Source organism: Streptomyces sp. VTCC 41912, from assembly GCF_045799175.1.
In the GTDB taxonomy this organism is placed as follows: domain Bacteria; phylum Actinomycetota; class Actinomycetes; order Streptomycetales; family Streptomycetaceae; genus Streptomyces; species Streptomyces albulus_C.
Genome location: NZ_JBJMAB010000018.1, coordinates 60,124 through 77,124, shown reverse-complemented (window position 1 = coordinate 77,124; position 17,001 = coordinate 60,124). Strand labels below are relative to the sequence as shown.

Here is a 17,001-nt window from a genome sequence, read left to right as displayed (position 1 = left end):
GGGCCCCGGCGGCTCGCGTTCCGGCCAGGGCGCCGCAACTGCTTCCAGAATTCTTGCAGAAAAATCTCGCAACATCTTTCGGAAAGTTTTCGGCGCTGTTACGTTCCAGACCGCCAACCGAGGCTTTCCCAAAGGAGTTCACATGCGGCGTGGCATACGTGGCGCTCTGGCCACCGCGCTGGTAGCGGGCCTGGCACTGGCGGCGACGGGGTGCGGGGGCGGGGGCGACGGGGGGAGTTCGGCGGGCGGCGAGCTGTCCGGAACCGTCACCTTCTGGGACACCTCCAACGACGCCGAGAAGGCCACCTACCGGAAGTTGGCCGAGGGGTTCCAGAAGGAGCACCCCAAGGTCCACGTCGCCTACGTGAACGTCCCGTTCGGCGACGCCAACGCCAAGTTCAAGAACGCCGCGGGCGGCGGGGCCGGCGCCCCCGACGTGATGCGCACCGAGGTCGCCTGGGTCGCCGACTTCGCCAACCTCGGCTACCTCGCCCCGTTGGACGGCACCCCGGCCCTGGACCGCACCGACGACTACCTCCCGCAGGCCGTCGGCTCGACCAGGTTCGGCGGCAGGACCTACGCCGTGCCGCAGGTCATCGACACCCTCGGGCTCTTCTACAACAAGAAGCTCCTCAAGGACGCCGGGGTCCCCGTCCCCAAGACCGTCGCCGAACTCACCGCCGCCGCCCAGAAGATCAAGGCCAAGACCGGCGCCACCGCGCTCTACCTGCGCGGCGACGACCCCTACTGGTTCCTGCCCTACCTCTACGGCGAGGGCGGCGACATGGTCGACGCCGCCCACAAGAAGGTCACCATCGACAACGCCGCCGGCGTCCGCGCCTTCCGGACCCTCAAGCAGCTCGTCGACTCCAAGACCGCCGTCACCGACGCCACCGACGGCCAGGAGAACCAGCTCAAGGCCCTCAAGGACGGCACCGTCGCGATGGCGATCGACGGCCCCTGGGACATCGAGGGCGCCCGCGCCGGGACGGCGTTCCACGACAAGGACAACCTCGGCGTCGCCCCCGTCCCCGGCGGATCCGCCGCCCAGGGCTCCCCGCAGGGCGGCTGGGACCTCTCGGTCTACGCCGGCAGCAAGAACCTCCCGGCCGCCTACGCCTTCGTGAAGTACATGAGCTCCGCGAAGGTCCAGCAGCAGACCACCGACGCGCTCAGCCTGCTGCCCACCCGCAAGTCCGTCTACGCGGTGCCGGCGGTCAAGCAGAACGAGATGGTCTCCTTCTTCAAGCCCGCCGTCGACGGCGCCGTCCAGCGCCCCTGGATCGCCGAGGGCAACTCGCTCTTCGAACCGCTCAAGGTCCAGATGAACAAGGTGCTCACCGGCGCCGCCACCCCCGAACAGGCCGCGAAGTCCGTCGGCGACGCCTACCGGAAGCTGCTCAAGGACTACACGTGACGCTCACCGCCCGGACCCGCCGGGCGTTCGGCACCCACTGGTACGCCTGGACGATGACCGCCCCGGTCGTCCTCGTCATCGGCGTCATCATCGGGATCCCCCTCGTCCGCGGCGTCTACTTCTCCCTCACCGACGCCAACGAGGCCAACGTCGAGCGCTCGATCGGCATGAACCACATCCCCGCCACCTACCACTTCACCGGCCTGGACAACTACCGGGCGGTGCTGACCGACGGCGTCTTCTGGGGCCGACTGGGCTGGACCGTGGTGTGGACCGTCGGATGCGTCGGCCTCACCTTCCTCACCGGCCTCGCCCTGGCCACCCTCCTCAACCGCCAACTGCGCGGCCGCACCGCCTACCGCCTGGCGCTGATCCTGCCGTGGGCGATCCCCGCCTTCGTCTCCGTCTTCACCTGGCGGATGCTCTACAACGAGAAGAACGGCATCCTCAACAAGCTGCTGGCCGGCGGCGGCATCGACGCCGTGCCGTGGCTCAACGACCCGACCTGGGCCAAGCTCTCGGTCATCGCCGTCAACGTCTGGCTGGGCGTGCCCTTCATGCTCGTCGCACTGCTCGGCGGACTCCAGTCCATCCCGGGCGAGCTCTACGAGGCCGCCGAGATGGACGGCGCGAGCGCCTGGCAGCGCTTCCGCCACATCACCGTGCCGGGCCTGCGCGCGGTCAGCGGCACCGTGATCCTGCTCTCGACCATCTGGACGTTCAACATGTTCCCGGTGATCTTCCTGCTCACCAGGGGCGGACCCGGCGACGCCACCGAGATCCTGGTGACCTACGCCTACCGGCTCTCGTTCGTCGACAGCCCCCGCAACTTCTCCGCCTCCGCCACCTGGGGCGTGGTCATCCTCGCCCTCCTCGCCCTGGTCGCGATCGGCTACCGCCGGGCGCTGCGCAAGCAAGGGGAGGTGTGGTGACCATGGCGCGCACCCGCACCCGCACCCGCACCCGTGGGCAACGGCGCCGGTTGGCCTCCGTGGGCCTGCACCTGGCGCTGGCGCTCGCCGCCGTCATCGCGGTCTTCCCGCCGCTGTGGCTGCTGGTGACCTCCTTCAAACCCAAGAACGACGCCTTCACCACCAGCCTCGTCAGCCACTTCAGCCTCGACAACTACCGCCATGTGCTGGTCGACACCTCCTTCCTCACGTGGTTCGGGAACTCCGTGGTCGTCGTCGGCCTGACCACCGCCCTCGGCGTCTTCACCGCCGCCACCACCGGCTACGCCGTCAGCCGCTTCCGCTTCCCCGGCATGCGGCCGCTGATGTGGCTGCTGCTGCTCACCCAGATGTTCCCGGTCGCGGTGCTGATCGTCCCGCTCTACAACCTCCTCGCCGCCCTCGGGTTGCTGAACCAGCCCCTCGGCCTGGTCCTCACCTACCTCACCATCGCCGTCCCGTTCTGCGCCTGGATGATGAAGGGCTTCTTCGACACCATCCCGGTGGAGATCGACGAAGCGGGCCGGGTCGACGGCCTCAACCCGTTCGGCACCTTCTGGCGGCTGGTGCTGCCGCTCGCCCGCCCCGGCCTCGCCGTCACCGGCTTCTACACCTTCGTCACGGCCTGGGCCGAGGTCGCCTACGCCTCCGCCTTCATGACCGGCGAGGAGAACCTCACCCTCGCCGGCGGGCTGCAGACCTTCGTCAACCAGTACACCAACGACTGGGGTTCGATGACCGCCGCCGCCGTGCTCATCGCCGTACCGGCCGCACTCGTCTTCGCCTTCGCCCAGCGCCACCTCGTCTCCGGACTGACCGCCGGCACCACCAAGGGATGACATGACCCGACAGCCCACCGCCCCACCCACCGCCCCCGGCTCTCACCCCGACCCGACCGGCGCCCCGGCGAAAGCGGCCGCCCGGGCCGCCGACTGGTGGCGCGACGCCGTGATCTACCAGATCTACCCGCGCAGCTTCGCCGACGGCAACGGGGACGGCATGGGCGACCTGCCGGGCGTCCGTGACCGCCTGGGCCACCTGCGCGACCTCGGCGTGGACGCCGTCTGGCTGAGCCCCTTCTACGCGTCCCCGCAGGCCGACGCCGGCTACGACGTCGCCGACTACCGCGCCACCGATCCGCTCTTCGGCACTCTCGCGGACGCCGAGGCGGTCATCCGCGAGGCCCACCACCAGGGCCTGCGGATCATCGTCGACCTCGTCCCCAACCACTGCTCCGACCAGCACGCCTGGTTCCGCCGCGCGCTCGCCGAGGGCCCCGGCTCGGTCCTGCGTGAACGCTTCCACTTCCGCAAGGGCCGGGGTGACAACGGCGAACTCCCGCCCAACGACTGGGAGTCCGTCTTCGGCGGCCCCGCCTGGACCCGGCTGCCCGACGGCGAGTGGTACCTCCACCTCTTCGCCCCCGAACAGCCCGACTTCAACTGGGACCACCCCGCCGTCCGGGACGAGTTCCGCTCGATCCTGCGCTTCTGGCTCGACCTGGGCATCGACGGCTTCCGCGTCGACGTCGCCCAGGGGATGGTCAAGGCCCCCGGCCTGCCGGACATCGGCCGCGGTGAACAGGCCAGCCTGATCGGCTCGCAGGTGCTGCCCTTCTTCGACCAGGACGGCGTGCACGCCGTCTACCGCTCCTGGCGGACGATCCTCGACGAGTACCCGGGGGACCGGATCGGCGTCGCGGAAGCCTGGACCCCCACCGTCGAACGGCTCGCCCGCTACGTCCGCCCGGACGAGCTCCACCAGGGCTTCAACTTCCACTACCTGAGCACCGGATGGGACGCCGCCGCGCTCCGGACGACCATCGACGCCTCCCTCACCGCCCTGGGCGCCGTCGGCGCGCCGGCCACCTGGGTCCTGTCCAACCACGACGTCGTCCGCCACCGCACCCGCCTCGGCGGCGGCCTGGACCGGGCCCGCGCCGCCACCTTGCTGATGCTGGCCCTGCCCGGCTCGGCCTACCTCTACCAGGGCGAGGAACTCGGTCTTCCCGAGGTCACCGACCTCCCCGACGAGGTCCGCCAGGACCCGTCCTTCTTCCGCGCCAACGGCCAGGACGGCCTCCGGGACGGCTGCCGGGTGCCGCTCCCCTGGGACGGCACCGCACCCCCGTACGGCTTCGGCGCCCAGGACACCTGGCTGCCCCAGCCCGACGACTGGGCCGGGCTCACCGTGGCGGCCCAGACCGGCGATGCGACCTCCACGCTGGAGCTGTACCGCAGCGCCCTGGCGGTGCGCCGCACGCACCCCGGCCTGGGGGCGGGGGACGCCGTGGAGTGGCTGGCCGCCCCCGACGGCGTGCTGGTCTTCCGCCGCCCCGGCGGGCTGCTCTGCACGGTGAACACCACGGCCGACCCCGTGCGACTGGATCTGCCGCCGGTCCGTCGACTCCTCTCCTCCCGCGCTCCGTTCGCCGACGCCGGCGCGACGGAAGAGCCCGCCCCGCCGGTGCGGGAGGTTCCCGCGGACACCACGATCTGGTGGGCGGAGTGACCCGGCGGGCACCCCGACCCACCCCGCGCCTCGCCGACATCGCCGCCCAGGCGCAGGTCAGCGAGGCGACCGCCAGCCGCGTCCTCAACGGGCGGGCGGGCGTGGCGGCGGGCACCCGTCAGCGGGTGCTCGCCGCGCTCGACCTGCTCGGCTACGAGCGTCCGGTGCGGCTGCGGCGGCGCAGCGCCGGGCTGGTCGGGCTGGTCATCCCGGAACTGACCAACCCGATCTTCCCGGCCTTCGCCCAGATCATCGAGCAGTCCCTGGCGGGCCACGGGTACACGCCGGTCCTGTGCACCCAGATGCCGGGCGGCGCCACCGAGGACGAGCTCGTCGAGCAGTTGGAGGAGCGCGGCGTCACCGGCATCGTCTTCCTGTCCGGCCTGCACGCCGACACCGCCGCCGACCCCTCCCGTTACACCCGGCTCACCTCGCGCGGCGTGCCCTACGTCCTGATCAACGGCTACAACGAACGGGTCGACGCGCCCTGTGTCTCGCCCGACGACCGTGCCGCGGCCCGGACGGCCGTGCGCCACCTCGCCGAACTGGGCCACGAGCACATCGGACTGGCCGTCGGGCCGGCCCGCTACGTGCCGTCCCGGCGCAAGGCGGAGGGCTTCACCGCGGCGCTCCGGGAGACGTTCGGCCTGTCGAGGGGGCAGGCCGAACGACGCGTGACGCACACCCTGTTCAGCGTCGAGGGCGGTCACGCGGCGGCCGCCGCCCTGCTCGACGACGGCTGCACGGGCATCGTCTGCGGCAGTGACCTGATGGCGCTGGGCGTGGTGCGGGCGGCCCGGCAGCGGGGGATCGACGTCCCGGGCCGGCTCTCCGTCGTCGGTTTCGACGACTCGCCGCTGATCGCGTTCACCGCCCCGCCGCTGACCACGGTGCGGCAGCCGGTGCAGGCGATGGCGACGGCGGCGGTCGGGGCGCTGATCGAGGAGATCCAGGGGAACCCCGTCCAGCGGACCGAGTTCGTCTTCCAGCCGGAACTGGTGGTGCGTGGCTCCACCGGGCCGCTCCGTATCTGACGTGACGTCAGAAAGTGCTGTTCGGGGGTCGTTTGGCGGTCGGTCCGGCCGGCCGGGCGCGTGGGCCCACCGTGGGGTGGGCCTCCGGCCGGCCGGACCGACTCGGGTGGGAACGTAACACCGTTGCAATCTCTTGCGAAAGGTCTTGCAGCAAGCGTCCGGTCCGACTAGAACCAGGGGCCATGCCCTCCACCGCGCACCGCCTCCGCCGTCGGACCGCCGCCGTGCTCGCCCTGCTGGCCGGCGCCGCCGCGCTCGCCCTCCCGCCGCAGCCCCGGGCCCAGGCGGCTCCGACCGGCGGCCTGACCAAGGCCGAGGCCCAGTGGATCGACCGCACCACCGTGGTCTGGAAGGGCGCCCAACCCGTGGCCGCACAACTGGAGTTCGGCGACCCGGCCGACCGCGACGGACGCCCCACCGGCCGCCTCCGCCTCACCCCCGGCACCCTCACCCCCGCCGAGCGCGCCGCCTACCCCCACCTGACCGGCTACCCGGCCTTCACCGTCGACCCCCGCGACCGGGCCCTGGCCGCCACCGCCCTGCGCGGGCGCCTGGTCGCCACCCAGCGCACCGCCGACGGGCCGCGCACCACCGGCGTGCAGCTCCCCGGCGTCCTCGACGACCTCTACGGCACCCGCGCCCGACGGGCCGCCCTGGGACCGGTGTTCCACGCCGGTCGCCCCACCCTCGCCGTCTGGGCGCCCACCGCCCGCACGGTCGCCCTCGAACTGGCCGGCCGGCGCGTCCCGATGCACCGCGACGGGGCGAGCGGGGTGTGGAGCGTGCGGGGCGACCGGGCCTGGGCCGGGAAGCCGTACCGCTACCTGGTCACCGTCTGGGCGCCGGACGCCGGCCGGACCGTCACCAACGCGGTCACCGACCCGTACGCCACCGCCCTGACCACCGACTCCGCCCGCAGCCTCGTCGTCGACCTCGCCGACCCCCGGCTCGCCCCCGCGGGCTGGGCCGCGCTGCGCAAGCCCGCCGCGGTGCCGCTGCGCCGGGCCCGCATCCAGGAACTCCACGTCCGCGACTTCTCCATCGAGGACCCCACCTCGCGCCACCCCGGCCAGTACCTCGCCTTCACCGACGACTCCGCCGGCATGCGCCACCTGAAGGCCCTCGCCGCCGCCGGCACCACCCACGTCCACCTGCTGCCGGTCTTCGACTTCTCCTCCGTCCCCGAACGCCGCGCCGACCAGCAGCGCCCCGCCTGCGACCTGCCCGCCCTGCCCGCCGACTCCGCGCGTCAGCAGGAGTGCGTGGCCGCGACGGCCGACCGGGACGGCTACAACTGGGGCTACGACCCCCTGCACTACACCGTCCCCGAGGGCTCCTACGCCTCCGACCCCGACGGCACCGCCCGGACCGTCGAATTCCGCCGCATGGTGCAGGGCCTGAACGGCATCGGCCTGCGCACCGTCATGGACGTCGTCTACAACCACACCGCCGCCGCCGCCGGTCAGGACGATCCGCGCGCCGTCCTCGACCGCATCGTGCCCGGCTACTACCACCGGCTGCTCGACGACGGCACCGTCGCCACCTCCACCTGCTGCGCCGGCACCGCACCCGAACACACCATGATGGGCAAGCTCGTCGTCGACTCCGTGGTCACCTGGGCCAAGCAGTACAAGGTCGACGGCTTCCGCTTCGACCTCATGGGCCACCACCCCAAGGCCAACGTCCTCGCCGTCCGCAAGGCCCTCGACGCCCTCACCCCGGCCCGGGACGGCGTCGACGGCAAGGCGGTGGTCCTCTACGGCGAGGGCTGGAACTTCGGCGAGGTCGCCGACGACGCCCGCTTCGTCCAGGCCACCCAGCGCAACATGGCCGGCACCGGCATCGCCACCTTCAACGACCGGGCCCGCGACGCGGTGCGCGGCGGCGGCCCCTTCGACGCCGACCCCCGCGTCCAGGGCTTCGCCTCCGGCCTCGCCACCGACCCCAACGCCTCGCCGGCCAACGGCGATTCCGCCGCCCAGCGCGCCCGCCTCCTGCACTACCAGGACCTGATCAAGGTCGGGCTCACCGGCAACCTCGCCGGCTACGCCTTCACCGACACCACCGGCCGCCGCGTCACGGGCGCCCAGGTCGACTACGGCGGCGCCCCCGCCGGCTACGCCGCCGCCCCCGGCGACGCCCTCGCCTACGTCGACGCGCACGACAACGAAACCCTCTACGACGCCCTGGCCTACAAACTGCCGCCCGGCACCTCCGCCGCCGACCGCGCCCGGATGCAGGTCGTCGCCCTCGCCACCGCCGCCCTCGCACAGGGCCCGGCGCTCTCCCAGGCCGGCTCCGACCTGCTGCGCTCCAAGTCCCTGGACCGCAACTCCTTCAACAGCGGCGACTGGTTCAACGCGCTGCACTGGGAGTGCACCGACGACCCGGGGGGCGCCACGGCCGGCAACGGCTTCGGCCGGGGCCTGCCGCCGGCCGCCGACAACAAGGACAAGTGGCCCTACGCCAAACCCCTGTTGGCCGACCCGGCCCTCCGCCCGGACTGCGCCACCCGGAACGCCGCGTCGGCCGCCTACCGCGACCTGCTGCGCATCCACGCCACCGAACCGGCCTTCGGCCTGGCCACCACCGCCGCCGTCCAGTCCGCGCTCTCCTTCCCGCGCTCCGGCCCGGACGAGACCCCCGGCGTCCTCACCATGCGCCTGGCCGACCTCGTCGTCGTCTTCAACGCCACCCCGCAACGCCAGGCCCAGAGCGTCCCGGCGCTCGCCGGCCACCCCTACGCCCTGCACCCCGTCCAGGCGCACGGCGCCGACCGCACCACCGCGACCGCCGCCTACGACCCGGCCTCGGGCACCTTCACCGTCCCGCCCCGCACCGTCGCCGTCTTCCGCCGCGGCTGACCCGGGCCGGCGGACGGAAGGCGGACGCCCGGGGCGCGCGGTGGCGGTTCCTCCTGGGCCACCCGCTTCTCCAGCAACGTCACGCCGTACCGGCTGCCCCCGGCCCCCTCCTTGAACGGCTGCTCGCCCACGACCGCGTAGCCCGCCCCCTCGTAGTACGTCCGCAGCCGCGGATTGCTCGCCATGCAGTCCAGACGGGACCAGACCCGGCCCGACGCGGCGATCCGCCGCTCGGCCCGGGCCAGCATCGCCCGCCCGGTCCCGGCCGGCGCGCACGAGCGGTCCACCATCAGCCGGTGCACGTACCCCGCCACCGGCGGCTGCGGACCCCACGCCGGCTCGTCCTCCCACCACAGTTCGAAACCGCCGACCACCCGCCCGGCGGCCTCCGCCAACCAGACCTCGCCCTGCGCGATCCGCAGCCGGAAGTGCTCCTCGTCCTTGCCGCCGGGCTTCCACTGGTCGACGCCGTGCGCCACCATCCAACGGGCCGCCGCGTCGTGGAGGCCGACCAGAACCGCCGGGTCGCCCGCCGTCTCCGCCAGCCGGTACGTGATCTCGTCCATGGCCGGATTCTGCCGCAGCCGGGCGGTGCCCGCCGGGCCCGGACCGCCCGCGGCGTCACGCCGGCTGCGGAAGCTCCAACAACCGCCCCACCAGGTCCGCGAACATCCCGTCCGCGGGCTCGTCCGCCAACATCCGGCGCACCACCTGCGCCATCCGCTCGTCGTACGCGGCACTGACCGCCGCCAGGGCCGCGAAGTCGTGCACCAGCTGCCGTTCCAACTCGGCGCGCGGCAGCCGCTGCCCGTCCAGCCACAGCAGCGCCGTCGTCTCGGCGAGCGAGATCCACGACCGGACCACCAACTCCAGCCGCGGCGACGGCTCCTGCACGTCCAGATGCGCGACGATCTGCGTGAAGGCGGCCTGGCGCACGCCGTCGATCAGTGCGCTGGTACGGGTCGAGCCGATCGCCGGGCCGCCGCGCATCAACGCCGAGAAACCGGGCCCGTGCTCGTCGACGAAGTCGAAGAACCGCTGCATGACGCGCAACAGCCGGGCGCCGAGCGGGCCTTCGTGCGGCTCCACGAACCGGGCCGTCAACTCGTCGGCGGCGCGCCGCAACGCCGCCTCGTAGAGCTGCTGCTTGCCCGGGAAGTAGTGGTACACCAGCGGTCGCGATATGCCGGCCGCCTCGGCGATCTCGTCGATCGAGACGTCGTCGGGGGAGCGGTGGCTGAACAGGCCGAGCGCGACGGCGATCAACTGCTCCCGTCGCTCCTCGACCCCCATCCTGCGGCGTGCCCCGGTGGTCATGCGTCCACCCTAACGACCGGCCGCGCGGCGGCACCAGCGCGCGGACCGCCCGCCTCGCCCCGGTGCCGCACGCCCTGCGCCCCCGCCCACCGCCCCGAAGAGCCGACGTCAGAGATCCAGCACCAGCCCGGACCCCCGCTTCGCCCGGGACACGCAGACCAGCAGCGAGTCGTCGCGTTCCGCGTCCGTCAGCAACGCGTCGCGGTGGTCCACCTCACCTGCCAGCACCCGCTGCTGGCAGGTGCCGCAGAAGCCCTCCTCGCAGGAGTACGCCAGGTCCGGCAGGGCCTGCTCGCGGATCGCGCGCAGCACGCTGGTGCCGGCCGGGACGGTCACCGTGCGGCCGGTCCGCCGCAGCTCCACCGCGAACGCCACGTCGTCCGACGCCCCGTCCGCGCCCCCCGCCGCGGCCGGGCCGGTGGCGGTCGGCGCGAACCGCTCGGTGTGCAGGGTCAGCCCGGCCGGCCCGTCCGGCAGCAGGTCGGCCACGGCGTCCATCAGCGGCTCGGGACCGCAGCAGTAGACGGCGGCGTGCGGCGGCGCGTCGGCGAGCGCCGCGGCCAGATCGGGCCGTCCGTCCACGTCCTCCGCGACGACGGTCAGCCGCTCGCCGCCGGCGCCGCCGGCCCCGCCCCCGGCCAGCTTCTCGACCTCCGCCAGGAACGGCATCGACGCCCGCGAACGCCCCGCGTACACCAGCCGCCACGGCACCCCCTCCGCCTCGGCCTGCCGCACCATCGGCAGGATCGGCGTGATGCCGATGCCGCCCGCGACGAACAGGTAGGCGTGGCAGTCCTCCAGGGGGAAGCGGTTGCGGGGGCCGCGCACCTCGACGGTCATGCCCGCCCGCAGCACCTCGTGCACCTCCCGCGAACCGCCCCGACCGTCCTCGATCAGCCGGACCGCCAGGGTGTACGAGCCGCCGTCCGCCCGTACCGCGTCGGCCGGTTCGCCGCACAACGAGTACGGCCGCACGGCCCCCGAGGGCAGCACGAGGTCCAGGTGCGCACCTGGTTCCCAGACGGGCAGCCGCTCGCCCTCCAGGCGGAGCGCCACCACCCCGTCGGCCACCTCGGTGCGCTCGGCCACCCGCAGCCGCAGCGTCGCCGGCCGCCCCGGCGCCGGCTGCGCCCCGTCGAGGCCGTTGGCCCGGGCCGCTCTCCGGGCCGCCTCCCGTCCCCGCCCGGAGATCGGCTGCTCCAACGCGGGCAACGGCCACAGCGGCGAACGCCGGATCCGCCGGCGCAGCGCCCGTTGGACCACCAGGGCGGTACCGGCCACCGTCAGCACGGTGCGGAGCCGCGGCAGGCCCGGACGGAGCGGGCCGCCCCGGCCGGTGGACGACGGGACGCGGACGGGCGCGGGCATCTCAGGCTCCTTCGGAGGCGGCGGCGGTCGCGGCGGGCGAACGGTCGAGGTAGGCGAGCGCCTGCGCGCTGCTGCCGTGCTGCGACGGGTGGTAGGTCCGGCTCAGGTACTGCGGGATGGAGCGCGCGATGGCCCCCGTGGTGGGCAGCACGCCCTGCCGCCCGCCCCGTACGAAGTCCTTCACGGCGGCCTTCTGGCCCACCAGCGTCGGGTCGTTCTCCATGAAGAACCGGGTGCCGCGCTGCCACAGGAACACCAGCGCGGAGAAGGCCGTCGCCCAGGTCCGCACCCGCCGCCGGTAGCCGCCGTCCAGATGGACGAAGAGGTCGAACGCCACCGAGCGGTGCTCGACCTCCTCCGCCCCGTGCCAGCGCAACAGGTCGAGCATGGTGGGGTCGGCGCCCTTGGCGTCCAGGGCCTCGGCGTTGAGCACCCAGTCGCCCAGGAAGGCCGTGTAGTGCTCGATGGCGGCGATCATCGCCACCCGCTCCCGCAGCCACCACGCGCGGGCCCGCCCCGGCGGCAGCGTCCGGTCACCCAGCAGCTTCTCGAAGAGCCAGTCGACCTGCGCGGTGTACGGGGTCGGGTCCAGCCCCTGCTCCTTCAAGTGCGGCAGGACGTCGTCGTGCGCCTGCGCATGCAGGGCCTCCTGGCCGATGAACCCGATGACGTCGGCCCGCAGTTCGGGGTCGCGGACGTACGGCAGCGCCTGCTTGTAGACGTGCACGAACCAGCGTTCGCCGGCCGGCAGCAGCAGGTGCAGGACGTTGATCGTGTGGGTGCTGGCCGGATCGCCGGGGATCCAGTGCAAGGGGGTGTCCGCCCAGTCGAAGGCCACGTTGCGGGCCTTCAGCGGGGTGTGCTCGGACGCGACCGGCTGGGGCCGCAACGAGGCCGTATTAGACATGGCGTCAATGTACTGGCGGGTAAGGAATGCCGGTACCCCCCGGACACCGAAAGCCGAGAAAACGGGAGGGCGGGTGGGGCGCCGGCCACGACCGGCGCCCCGCGGGCTCAGCGCAGCGCGCGCACCTTCTTGCCGTCGGCCAGTTCGCCCACCAGATCGGCGTGCGCGCCCGCCGCGGCGGGCACCGCCAGCAGCCGGCCCGCCGCCCGGCCCCGCACCCCGCCGCTCGCGGCGACCGACCTGACCTGTTCGCTGCCCGCCGCCAGCAGCCACCACCGGCCGCCGCCGCTCTTCCACAGCACGCCCGACAGCACCCGGGGCGCCCGCGGACCGCAGGCCGTACCGCCGTCCGCCCGCGCGGTCACCGCCCCCGTCGGGTACGGCTGCCCGCTCGGCGGCGGCGCCTGGAACTGCGCCATCGTCCGGCTGCCCGCCCCGCGCCAGGTCTCCGCCCGGGTGCACAGCCAGGCCGCGACCCCGGCGCCCTCGGGCAGCGGCTGCTGGGCGAACCGCCAGGTGTTCACCGACCGCACGCCCTGCGAACGGACCGCCGGCAGCTGGCAGGCGGTCCGCGCCCAGGCCGTCCGCCCCTCCGGCCCGACCACCGGATCCGGCGCGTCCGGCGGGCCGTAGGTCAGGCGCGCGGGCGACAACTCCCCGAGGTCGGTCACCAACTCGCCGTCGGACCGCCCGCCCGGCACCCCGCCCGGCTGCCCGTCCAACCGGCCGCCGACCCGCAGGGCGGGCCAACCGGCGCAGTTCCCGTCGGCGCGCGGCGCCGGAACCGGTGCGGTCAGGCCGTCCGCCTCGACGGCGACCGGCTGGCCCGCCGCGGCCGGCGCCAGCAGGTCCAGCAGCCGCACCGAGGTGACCCAAGGGGCCGTCAGATAACGGACGTTGCCCTCCGTGCGGCCCACCACCAACGCGCTCGCCACGTCCGCCGTCGCGCCGTCCGTCCGGGCGAAGTCCAGGCTCGCCCCCGAGCCGTCGCCCTGCCCCTGGCCGTCGACCCGCTCCGCGTACCGCACCACTCGCAGCCCGTCGTGGAAGAGCACCACCACGGCGTGGTCCACCACGCCCGCGAAGAGCAGTTGGGGCGGCCCGGCGGCGGGACCGGTGGGCGTGCCGGGGGTCGCGGTGACCGGCACGCCGTCGCCGGGCCGGGCCCACACCGCCAACGCCCGCCGCAGCAGCGCCTTGTCGCCGAGCCGGTCGCCGCGGGCCGGCCAGGACGAGAAGTCCGGCCGGGGCGCGCCCTTCCAGGCGGACGCCGAGGACACCGTCAACCGGCCCGGGTCCAGCGCCGCCTCGGCCGCGGCGTTGCGGGCGTACGGCGGGGCCGCGGCGCCGTCCGCCCCCCAGCCCCCGCCCGGCAGGCCCAGCAGCGCCCCGCAGACCAGCACCGCCGCGCCGGCCGCCAGCGCCGCCCGGCCGTGCTGACGGCGCCGGATCAGGTCCGTCGGGCGGGCCTGGAGGGCGCACGGGTCGAACTCCACCGACTCCAGCAGCGCCCGGTCCCGGCTCCCGGCCGGCAGCGCCGCCCCGTCGGCGGCGGCCAGTGCCGCGGGGACGTCGGCGACCCCCGCGGCCTCCAGCACCCGCCGGGTCTCCTGGACCGACAGCCGCTCCAGGTCCCGCAGCACGAACGCGGCCCGGGCCGGCCCGGAGAGCGCCGACAGGGCCTGGTCCAGGGCGAGTTCGTCGGCACCGCCGGAGCGCGGGAACAACCGCAGGCCCCACACCTGGGGGAGCGGCGCCGGCGGCTGCCACCGGCGCCGCCCGGCGGCCAGCGCCGCCCGCAGCACCCGCAGCCGCATCAGGGCGTAACCGGGATCGACGGCCTCGTCCCCGCCGCGCTGCGCGGGCAGCACGACGCCGGGGCCGGCCCGCCGGGGCAGGGCCCGCTGCACCACGGCGTGGGCGGCCAGCACCCGCCGCCCGCGGCTGGGCCCCGGCGGCAGTACCACGTAGGCCAGCCGGGCCAGCCGGGGGTAGTGCTCGACCAGGGCCGCCTCGGCCTGCTCGACGTCGATGGGGTCACCCCCGTCGGCAGGACCGACGGGGGAGGTGCGGTCCGGGCGCGGGGTTGCCGCCTGCTGCTGCTCCACGTTCGGTGGAACGAGTGAATCCTGTGATGGTCACCGACCGACCGGGCCGACCCGAACGGGTGACCGCACCCCGGGCGGACCCGACGCCGGGGTCAGGCCGACTGGTGCCGGTCCAGGTCGAACTCCCCGTCCCGGGCGCCCAGGACGAACGCCCGCCACTCCGCCTCGGTGTAGCGCAGCACGACGTCGGGGTCGGTGGAGTTGCGCATCGCCACCGCGCCGCGCTCCAGGAAGGCGATCTCCACCGCCTCCGCTTCGGGGTCGCCGGGCGGGCGCTGCCAGACGGCGTCGGAGATGTCGAGGCCGTAGAGCCATTCCTTGTCGGCTGCGGTGCCCATGTCTGATCCCCTTACTCGCGTGAGCCGTGCCGGTCAGCGTACGCGGCGCCCGGGGCGCCCACCAGCGGCGCCGGGACGGCCGTCCGCCCCGCCCGGCAGGGGAGTTGGCGGCGTACGGCGGCCGGCGGGACGCCGTGCACCCCGCCCACGGGCCGCCGATTGGCCGAAACTCACCGCACATACGCCCGCGACGAGCCGGCGCCGCGCGCGCGTTCAGCCGCGGTCCAAGTAGGCCAGCACCGCCAGCACCCGGCGGTTGTCGTCGTCCGACGGCGGTAGCGCCAGCTTCCCGAAGATGTTGGAGGTGTGCTTGGCGACCGCCCGCTCCGTGATCACCAGCCGGGCCGCGATGGCGGCGTTGGACCGGCCCTGCGCCACCAACTCCATCACCTCCACCTCGCGCGGCGTCAGCCCCGCCATCGGCCGGTCCCCGGCCCGACGGGACAACAGCTGGGCGATGACCTGCGGGTCCATCGCGGTCCCCCCGGACGCCACCCGGCGCACCGCCTCCACGAACTGCTCCGCGTCGAAGACCCGGTCCTTGAGCAGGTACCCCACCCCGCCGCTGCCGTCCGCCAGCAACTCCCGCGCGTACAACTGCTCCACGTGCTGCGACAGCACCAGCACCGGCAGCCCCGGCCGGGCCGCGCGGGCCCGCAGCGCGCACTGCAACCCCTCGTCGGTGAACGACGGCGGCAGCCGGACGTCCACCACCGCCACGTCCGGCTCCAGCTCGGCCAGCGCCCGGCTCAGTTCGGGCCCCGACGCCACCGCCGCCACGATCTCGAAGTCGAACGCCTCCAACATCCGGACCAGACCGTCCCGCAGGAGGAAGAGGTCTTCGGCGAGGACTACGCGCACGGGATCTCCATCGTGACCGACGTCGGGCCGCCCGCCGGGGAGTCGACGGTGAGCACGCCGTCGAATGTACCGAGCCGGCGCGCCACCCCGCGCAGTCCCGAACCCTCCGCGCCCCCGCCGGCCCCGGCGGGACGCACCGCGGCCCCGCCCCGCCCGTCGTCGCACACCGTGACCCGCAGTCGGCCGTCGACGTGCCGGAGGTCCACCGCGATCCGGTCGGCGCCGGAGTGCTTCGCGGCGTTCGTCAGCAGCTCGCCGACCGCGAAGTACGCGGCCGACTCCACCGGTGCCGTCAACCGCCGCGGCAGCTCCACCGTCACCTCGACCGGGACCGCCATCCGCAGCGCCAGCGCCCGCACCGCGTCCCCCAGGCCCCGCTCGGCCAGCACCGGCGGGTGGATCCCGCGCACCAGGTCGCGGAGTTCCGCCAGCGCCTCCGCGGACGACTCCCGGGCCCGACCCACCAGCTCCTTGGCGCGGGCCGGGTCCTTCTCGATCAGCGCCGCGACGACGCCCAGCTCCATGCCCATCGCCACCAGCCGGGCCTGCGCCCCGTCGTGCAGATCGCGCTCGATCCGGCGCAGTTCGGCCGCCGAGGCGTCCACCGCGTCGGCCCGGGTCTCGGTCAGCCGCGCCACCCGGTCCGCCAACTCCGCCTGCGGCGGGGCCAGGAACACCGCCGCCAGGCGGAAGTGCGCCCGCAACAGCGCCGGGTTGCCGCGCCACGCCAGCCGCAGCAACCCCGCGCCGAGCACCGGCGCCACGAGCAGCAGCAACGGGTGGTCGACGGTCAGCGACCCGACCCCGAGCAGTTCGCCGCCCGCTCCGGTCAGCCCCTGCACCACCGGCAGCAGCACGAACCCGGCGCCGTAGACCACCAGCGTCGCCGGCAGCAGCGCCAGGGCCAGCCCCACCGACAGGTCGACCACCAACCACAGCAGTTCCCGCCAGGTCGCCGGGTCGCGCAACATGACCGCACAGCGCCGCCACTGGCCCGCGGGGCCGCGCCGCAGCCCCGGCGGGAACGGGCGGTACCCGGCCGGGATCCGCACCCCGCTCAGCGCGTGCGCCCACACCCGCCGCAGATCGGCGTGGCCGCGGGCCCACGTCAGCACCACCGGCGTGGTCAGCACCCCCACGCCGATGACCAGGAGCGCCAACGACAGCAGGACCAGCACCAGGAGGACGACCGATCCCGCCTCCGCGGCCACCGCCAGCGCCAGCCCCCGCGCCGCGGCGACCAGTGTTCTGCGGACCCTCATCCGTACGCTCCCTGGGCTTCACGCGACCGGACCTCGGGCGCGGGAACAGTCTGCCGCGTAGGAG

General features: G+C 74.4%; 14 protein-coding genes. 6 read left to right on the top strand and 8 right to left on the bottom strand.

All coding sequences use genetic code 11. The features are described from left to right. Positions 1 to 142 precede the first annotated feature (142 nt). The 6 genes from ACJ6WD_RS23940 (at position 143) to pulA (ending at position 8,776) form a co-directional block, all read left to right on the top strand. A complete protein-coding gene (locus tag ACJ6WD_RS23940) occupies positions 143 to 1,417 on the top strand; it encodes an extracellular solute-binding protein (protein WP_233659853.1) in 1,275 nt (424 codons plus the stop codon). Continuing rightward, positions 1,414 to 2,349, top strand: a complete 936-nt coding sequence (locus ACJ6WD_RS23935; protein WP_331249763.1) for a sugar ABC transporter permease — start codon at positions 1,414 to 1,416, stop codon at positions 2,347 to 2,349. Before ACJ6WD_RS23940 ends, ACJ6WD_RS23935 begins: the two co-directional genes overlap by 4 nt. A 2-nt stretch (positions 2,350 to 2,351) precedes the next feature. Next, entirely contained in the window at positions 2,352 to 3,206 is an 855-nt protein-coding gene (locus ACJ6WD_RS23930) for a sugar ABC transporter permease (protein ID WP_407616463.1), read from the top strand. 1 nt (position 3,207) lies between these two features. Beyond that, positions 3,208 to 4,878 carry an alpha-amylase family glycosyl hydrolase gene (locus ACJ6WD_RS23925; protein ID WP_407616462.1) on the top strand — a complete coding sequence of 557 codons (1,671 nt, stop codon included), beginning with the start codon at positions 3,208 to 3,210 and terminating at the stop codon, positions 4,876 to 4,878. Next, a complete protein-coding gene (locus ACJ6WD_RS23920) occupies positions 4,866 to 5,912 on the top strand; it encodes a LacI family DNA-binding transcriptional regulator (protein WP_407616461.1) in 1,047 nt (348 codons plus the stop codon). The genes ACJ6WD_RS23925 and ACJ6WD_RS23920 overlap by 13 nt, the downstream gene beginning before the upstream one ends. Positions 5,913 to 6,094: 182 nt before the next feature. Beyond that, entirely contained in the window at positions 6,095 to 8,776 is a 2,682-nt protein-coding gene (pulA, locus tag ACJ6WD_RS23915) for a pullulanase-type alpha-1,6-glucosidase (protein ID WP_407616460.1), read from the top strand. Here pulA and ACJ6WD_RS23910 read toward each other — a convergent pair. From ACJ6WD_RS23910 to ACJ6WD_RS23875, 8 genes are all read right to left on the bottom strand, one after another. Further along, positions 8,710 to 9,342, bottom strand: coding sequence for a GNAT family N-acetyltransferase (locus ACJ6WD_RS23910; protein WP_233659858.1), 633 nt, complete (start codon positions 9,340 to 9,342; stop codon positions 8,710 to 8,712). The two genes, pulA and ACJ6WD_RS23910, sit on opposite strands and share 67 nt — an antisense overlap. Before the next feature lie 55 nt (positions 9,343 to 9,397). After that, positions 9,398 to 10,093, bottom strand: a complete 696-nt coding sequence (locus ACJ6WD_RS23905; protein ID WP_016576307.1) for a TetR/AcrR family transcriptional regulator — start codon at positions 10,091 to 10,093, stop codon at positions 9,398 to 9,400. 108 nt (positions 10,094 to 10,201) lie between these two features. Beyond that, positions 10,202 to 11,461 carry a PDR/VanB family oxidoreductase gene (locus ACJ6WD_RS23900; protein ID WP_407616459.1) on the bottom strand — a complete coding sequence of 420 codons (1,260 nt, stop codon included), beginning with the start codon at positions 11,459 to 11,461 and terminating at the stop codon, positions 10,202 to 10,204. A 1-nt stretch (position 11,462) separates the two neighbouring features. Then, positions 11,463 to 12,368, bottom strand: coding sequence for a metal-dependent hydrolase (locus ACJ6WD_RS23895; RefSeq protein WP_407616458.1), 906 nt, complete (start codon positions 12,366 to 12,368; stop codon positions 11,463 to 11,465). Between the two features lie 107 nt (positions 12,369 to 12,475). Then, on the bottom strand, positions 12,476 to 14,476 hold the full coding sequence (locus ACJ6WD_RS23890; protein WP_407616457.1) for a hypothetical protein: 2,001 nt from the start codon (positions 14,474 to 14,476) through the stop codon (positions 12,476 to 12,478). Between the two features lie 92 nt (positions 14,477 to 14,568). Next, positions 14,569 to 14,814 (bottom strand): DUF397 domain-containing protein, encoded by a 246-nt coding sequence (locus ACJ6WD_RS23885; protein WP_016575957.1) that lies wholly within the window; start codon positions 14,812 to 14,814, stop codon positions 14,569 to 14,571. A gap of 213 nt (positions 14,815 to 15,027) precedes the next feature. Continuing rightward, on the bottom strand, positions 15,028 to 15,675 hold the full coding sequence (locus tag ACJ6WD_RS23880) for a response regulator transcription factor (protein ID WP_233659862.1): 648 nt from the start codon (positions 15,673 to 15,675) through the stop codon (positions 15,028 to 15,030). Beyond that, a complete protein-coding gene (locus ACJ6WD_RS23875) occupies positions 15,666 to 16,937 on the bottom strand; it encodes a sensor domain-containing protein (protein ID WP_407616456.1) in 1,272 nt (423 codons plus the stop codon). The genes ACJ6WD_RS23880 and ACJ6WD_RS23875 overlap by 10 nt, the downstream gene beginning before the upstream one ends. Positions 16,938 to 17,001: the final 64 nt, after the last annotated feature.

Coding starts and splice junctions, on each gene's coding strand:
- ACJ6WD_RS23930 (WP_407616463.1), top strand. CDS start 2,352: ATGGCGCGCACCCGCACCCGCACCCGCACCCGTGGGCAACGGCGCCGG.
- ACJ6WD_RS23895 (WP_407616458.1), bottom strand. CDS start 12,368: ATGTCTAATACGGCCTCGTTGCGGCCCCAGCCGGTCGCGTCCGAGCAC.
- ACJ6WD_RS23900 (WP_407616459.1), bottom strand. CDS start 11,461: ATGCCCGCGCCCGTCCGCGTCCCGTCGTCCACCGGCCGGGGCGGCCCG.
- ACJ6WD_RS23905 (WP_016576307.1), bottom strand. CDS start 10,093: ATGACCACCGGGGCACGCCGCAGGATGGGGGTCGAGGAGCGACGGGAG.
- ACJ6WD_RS23925 (WP_407616462.1), top strand. CDS start 3,208: ATGACCCGACAGCCCACCGCCCCACCCACCGCCCCCGGCTCTCACCCC.
- ACJ6WD_RS23940 (WP_233659853.1), top strand. CDS start 143: ATGCGGCGTGGCATACGTGGCGCTCTGGCCACCGCGCTGGTAGCGGGC.
- ACJ6WD_RS23885 (WP_016575957.1), bottom strand. CDS start 14,814: ATGGGCACCGCAGCCGACAAGGAATGGCTCTACGGCCTCGACATCTCC.
- pulA (WP_407616460.1), top strand. CDS start 6,095: ATGCCCTCCACCGCGCACCGCCTCCGCCGTCGGACCGCCGCCGTGCTC.
- ACJ6WD_RS23910 (WP_233659858.1), bottom strand. CDS start 9,342: ATGGACGAGATCACGTACCGGCTGGCGGAGACGGCGGGCGACCCGGCG.
- ACJ6WD_RS23875 (WP_407616456.1), bottom strand. CDS start 16,937: ATGAGGGTCCGCAGAACACTGGTCGCCGCGGCGCGGGGGCTGGCGCTG.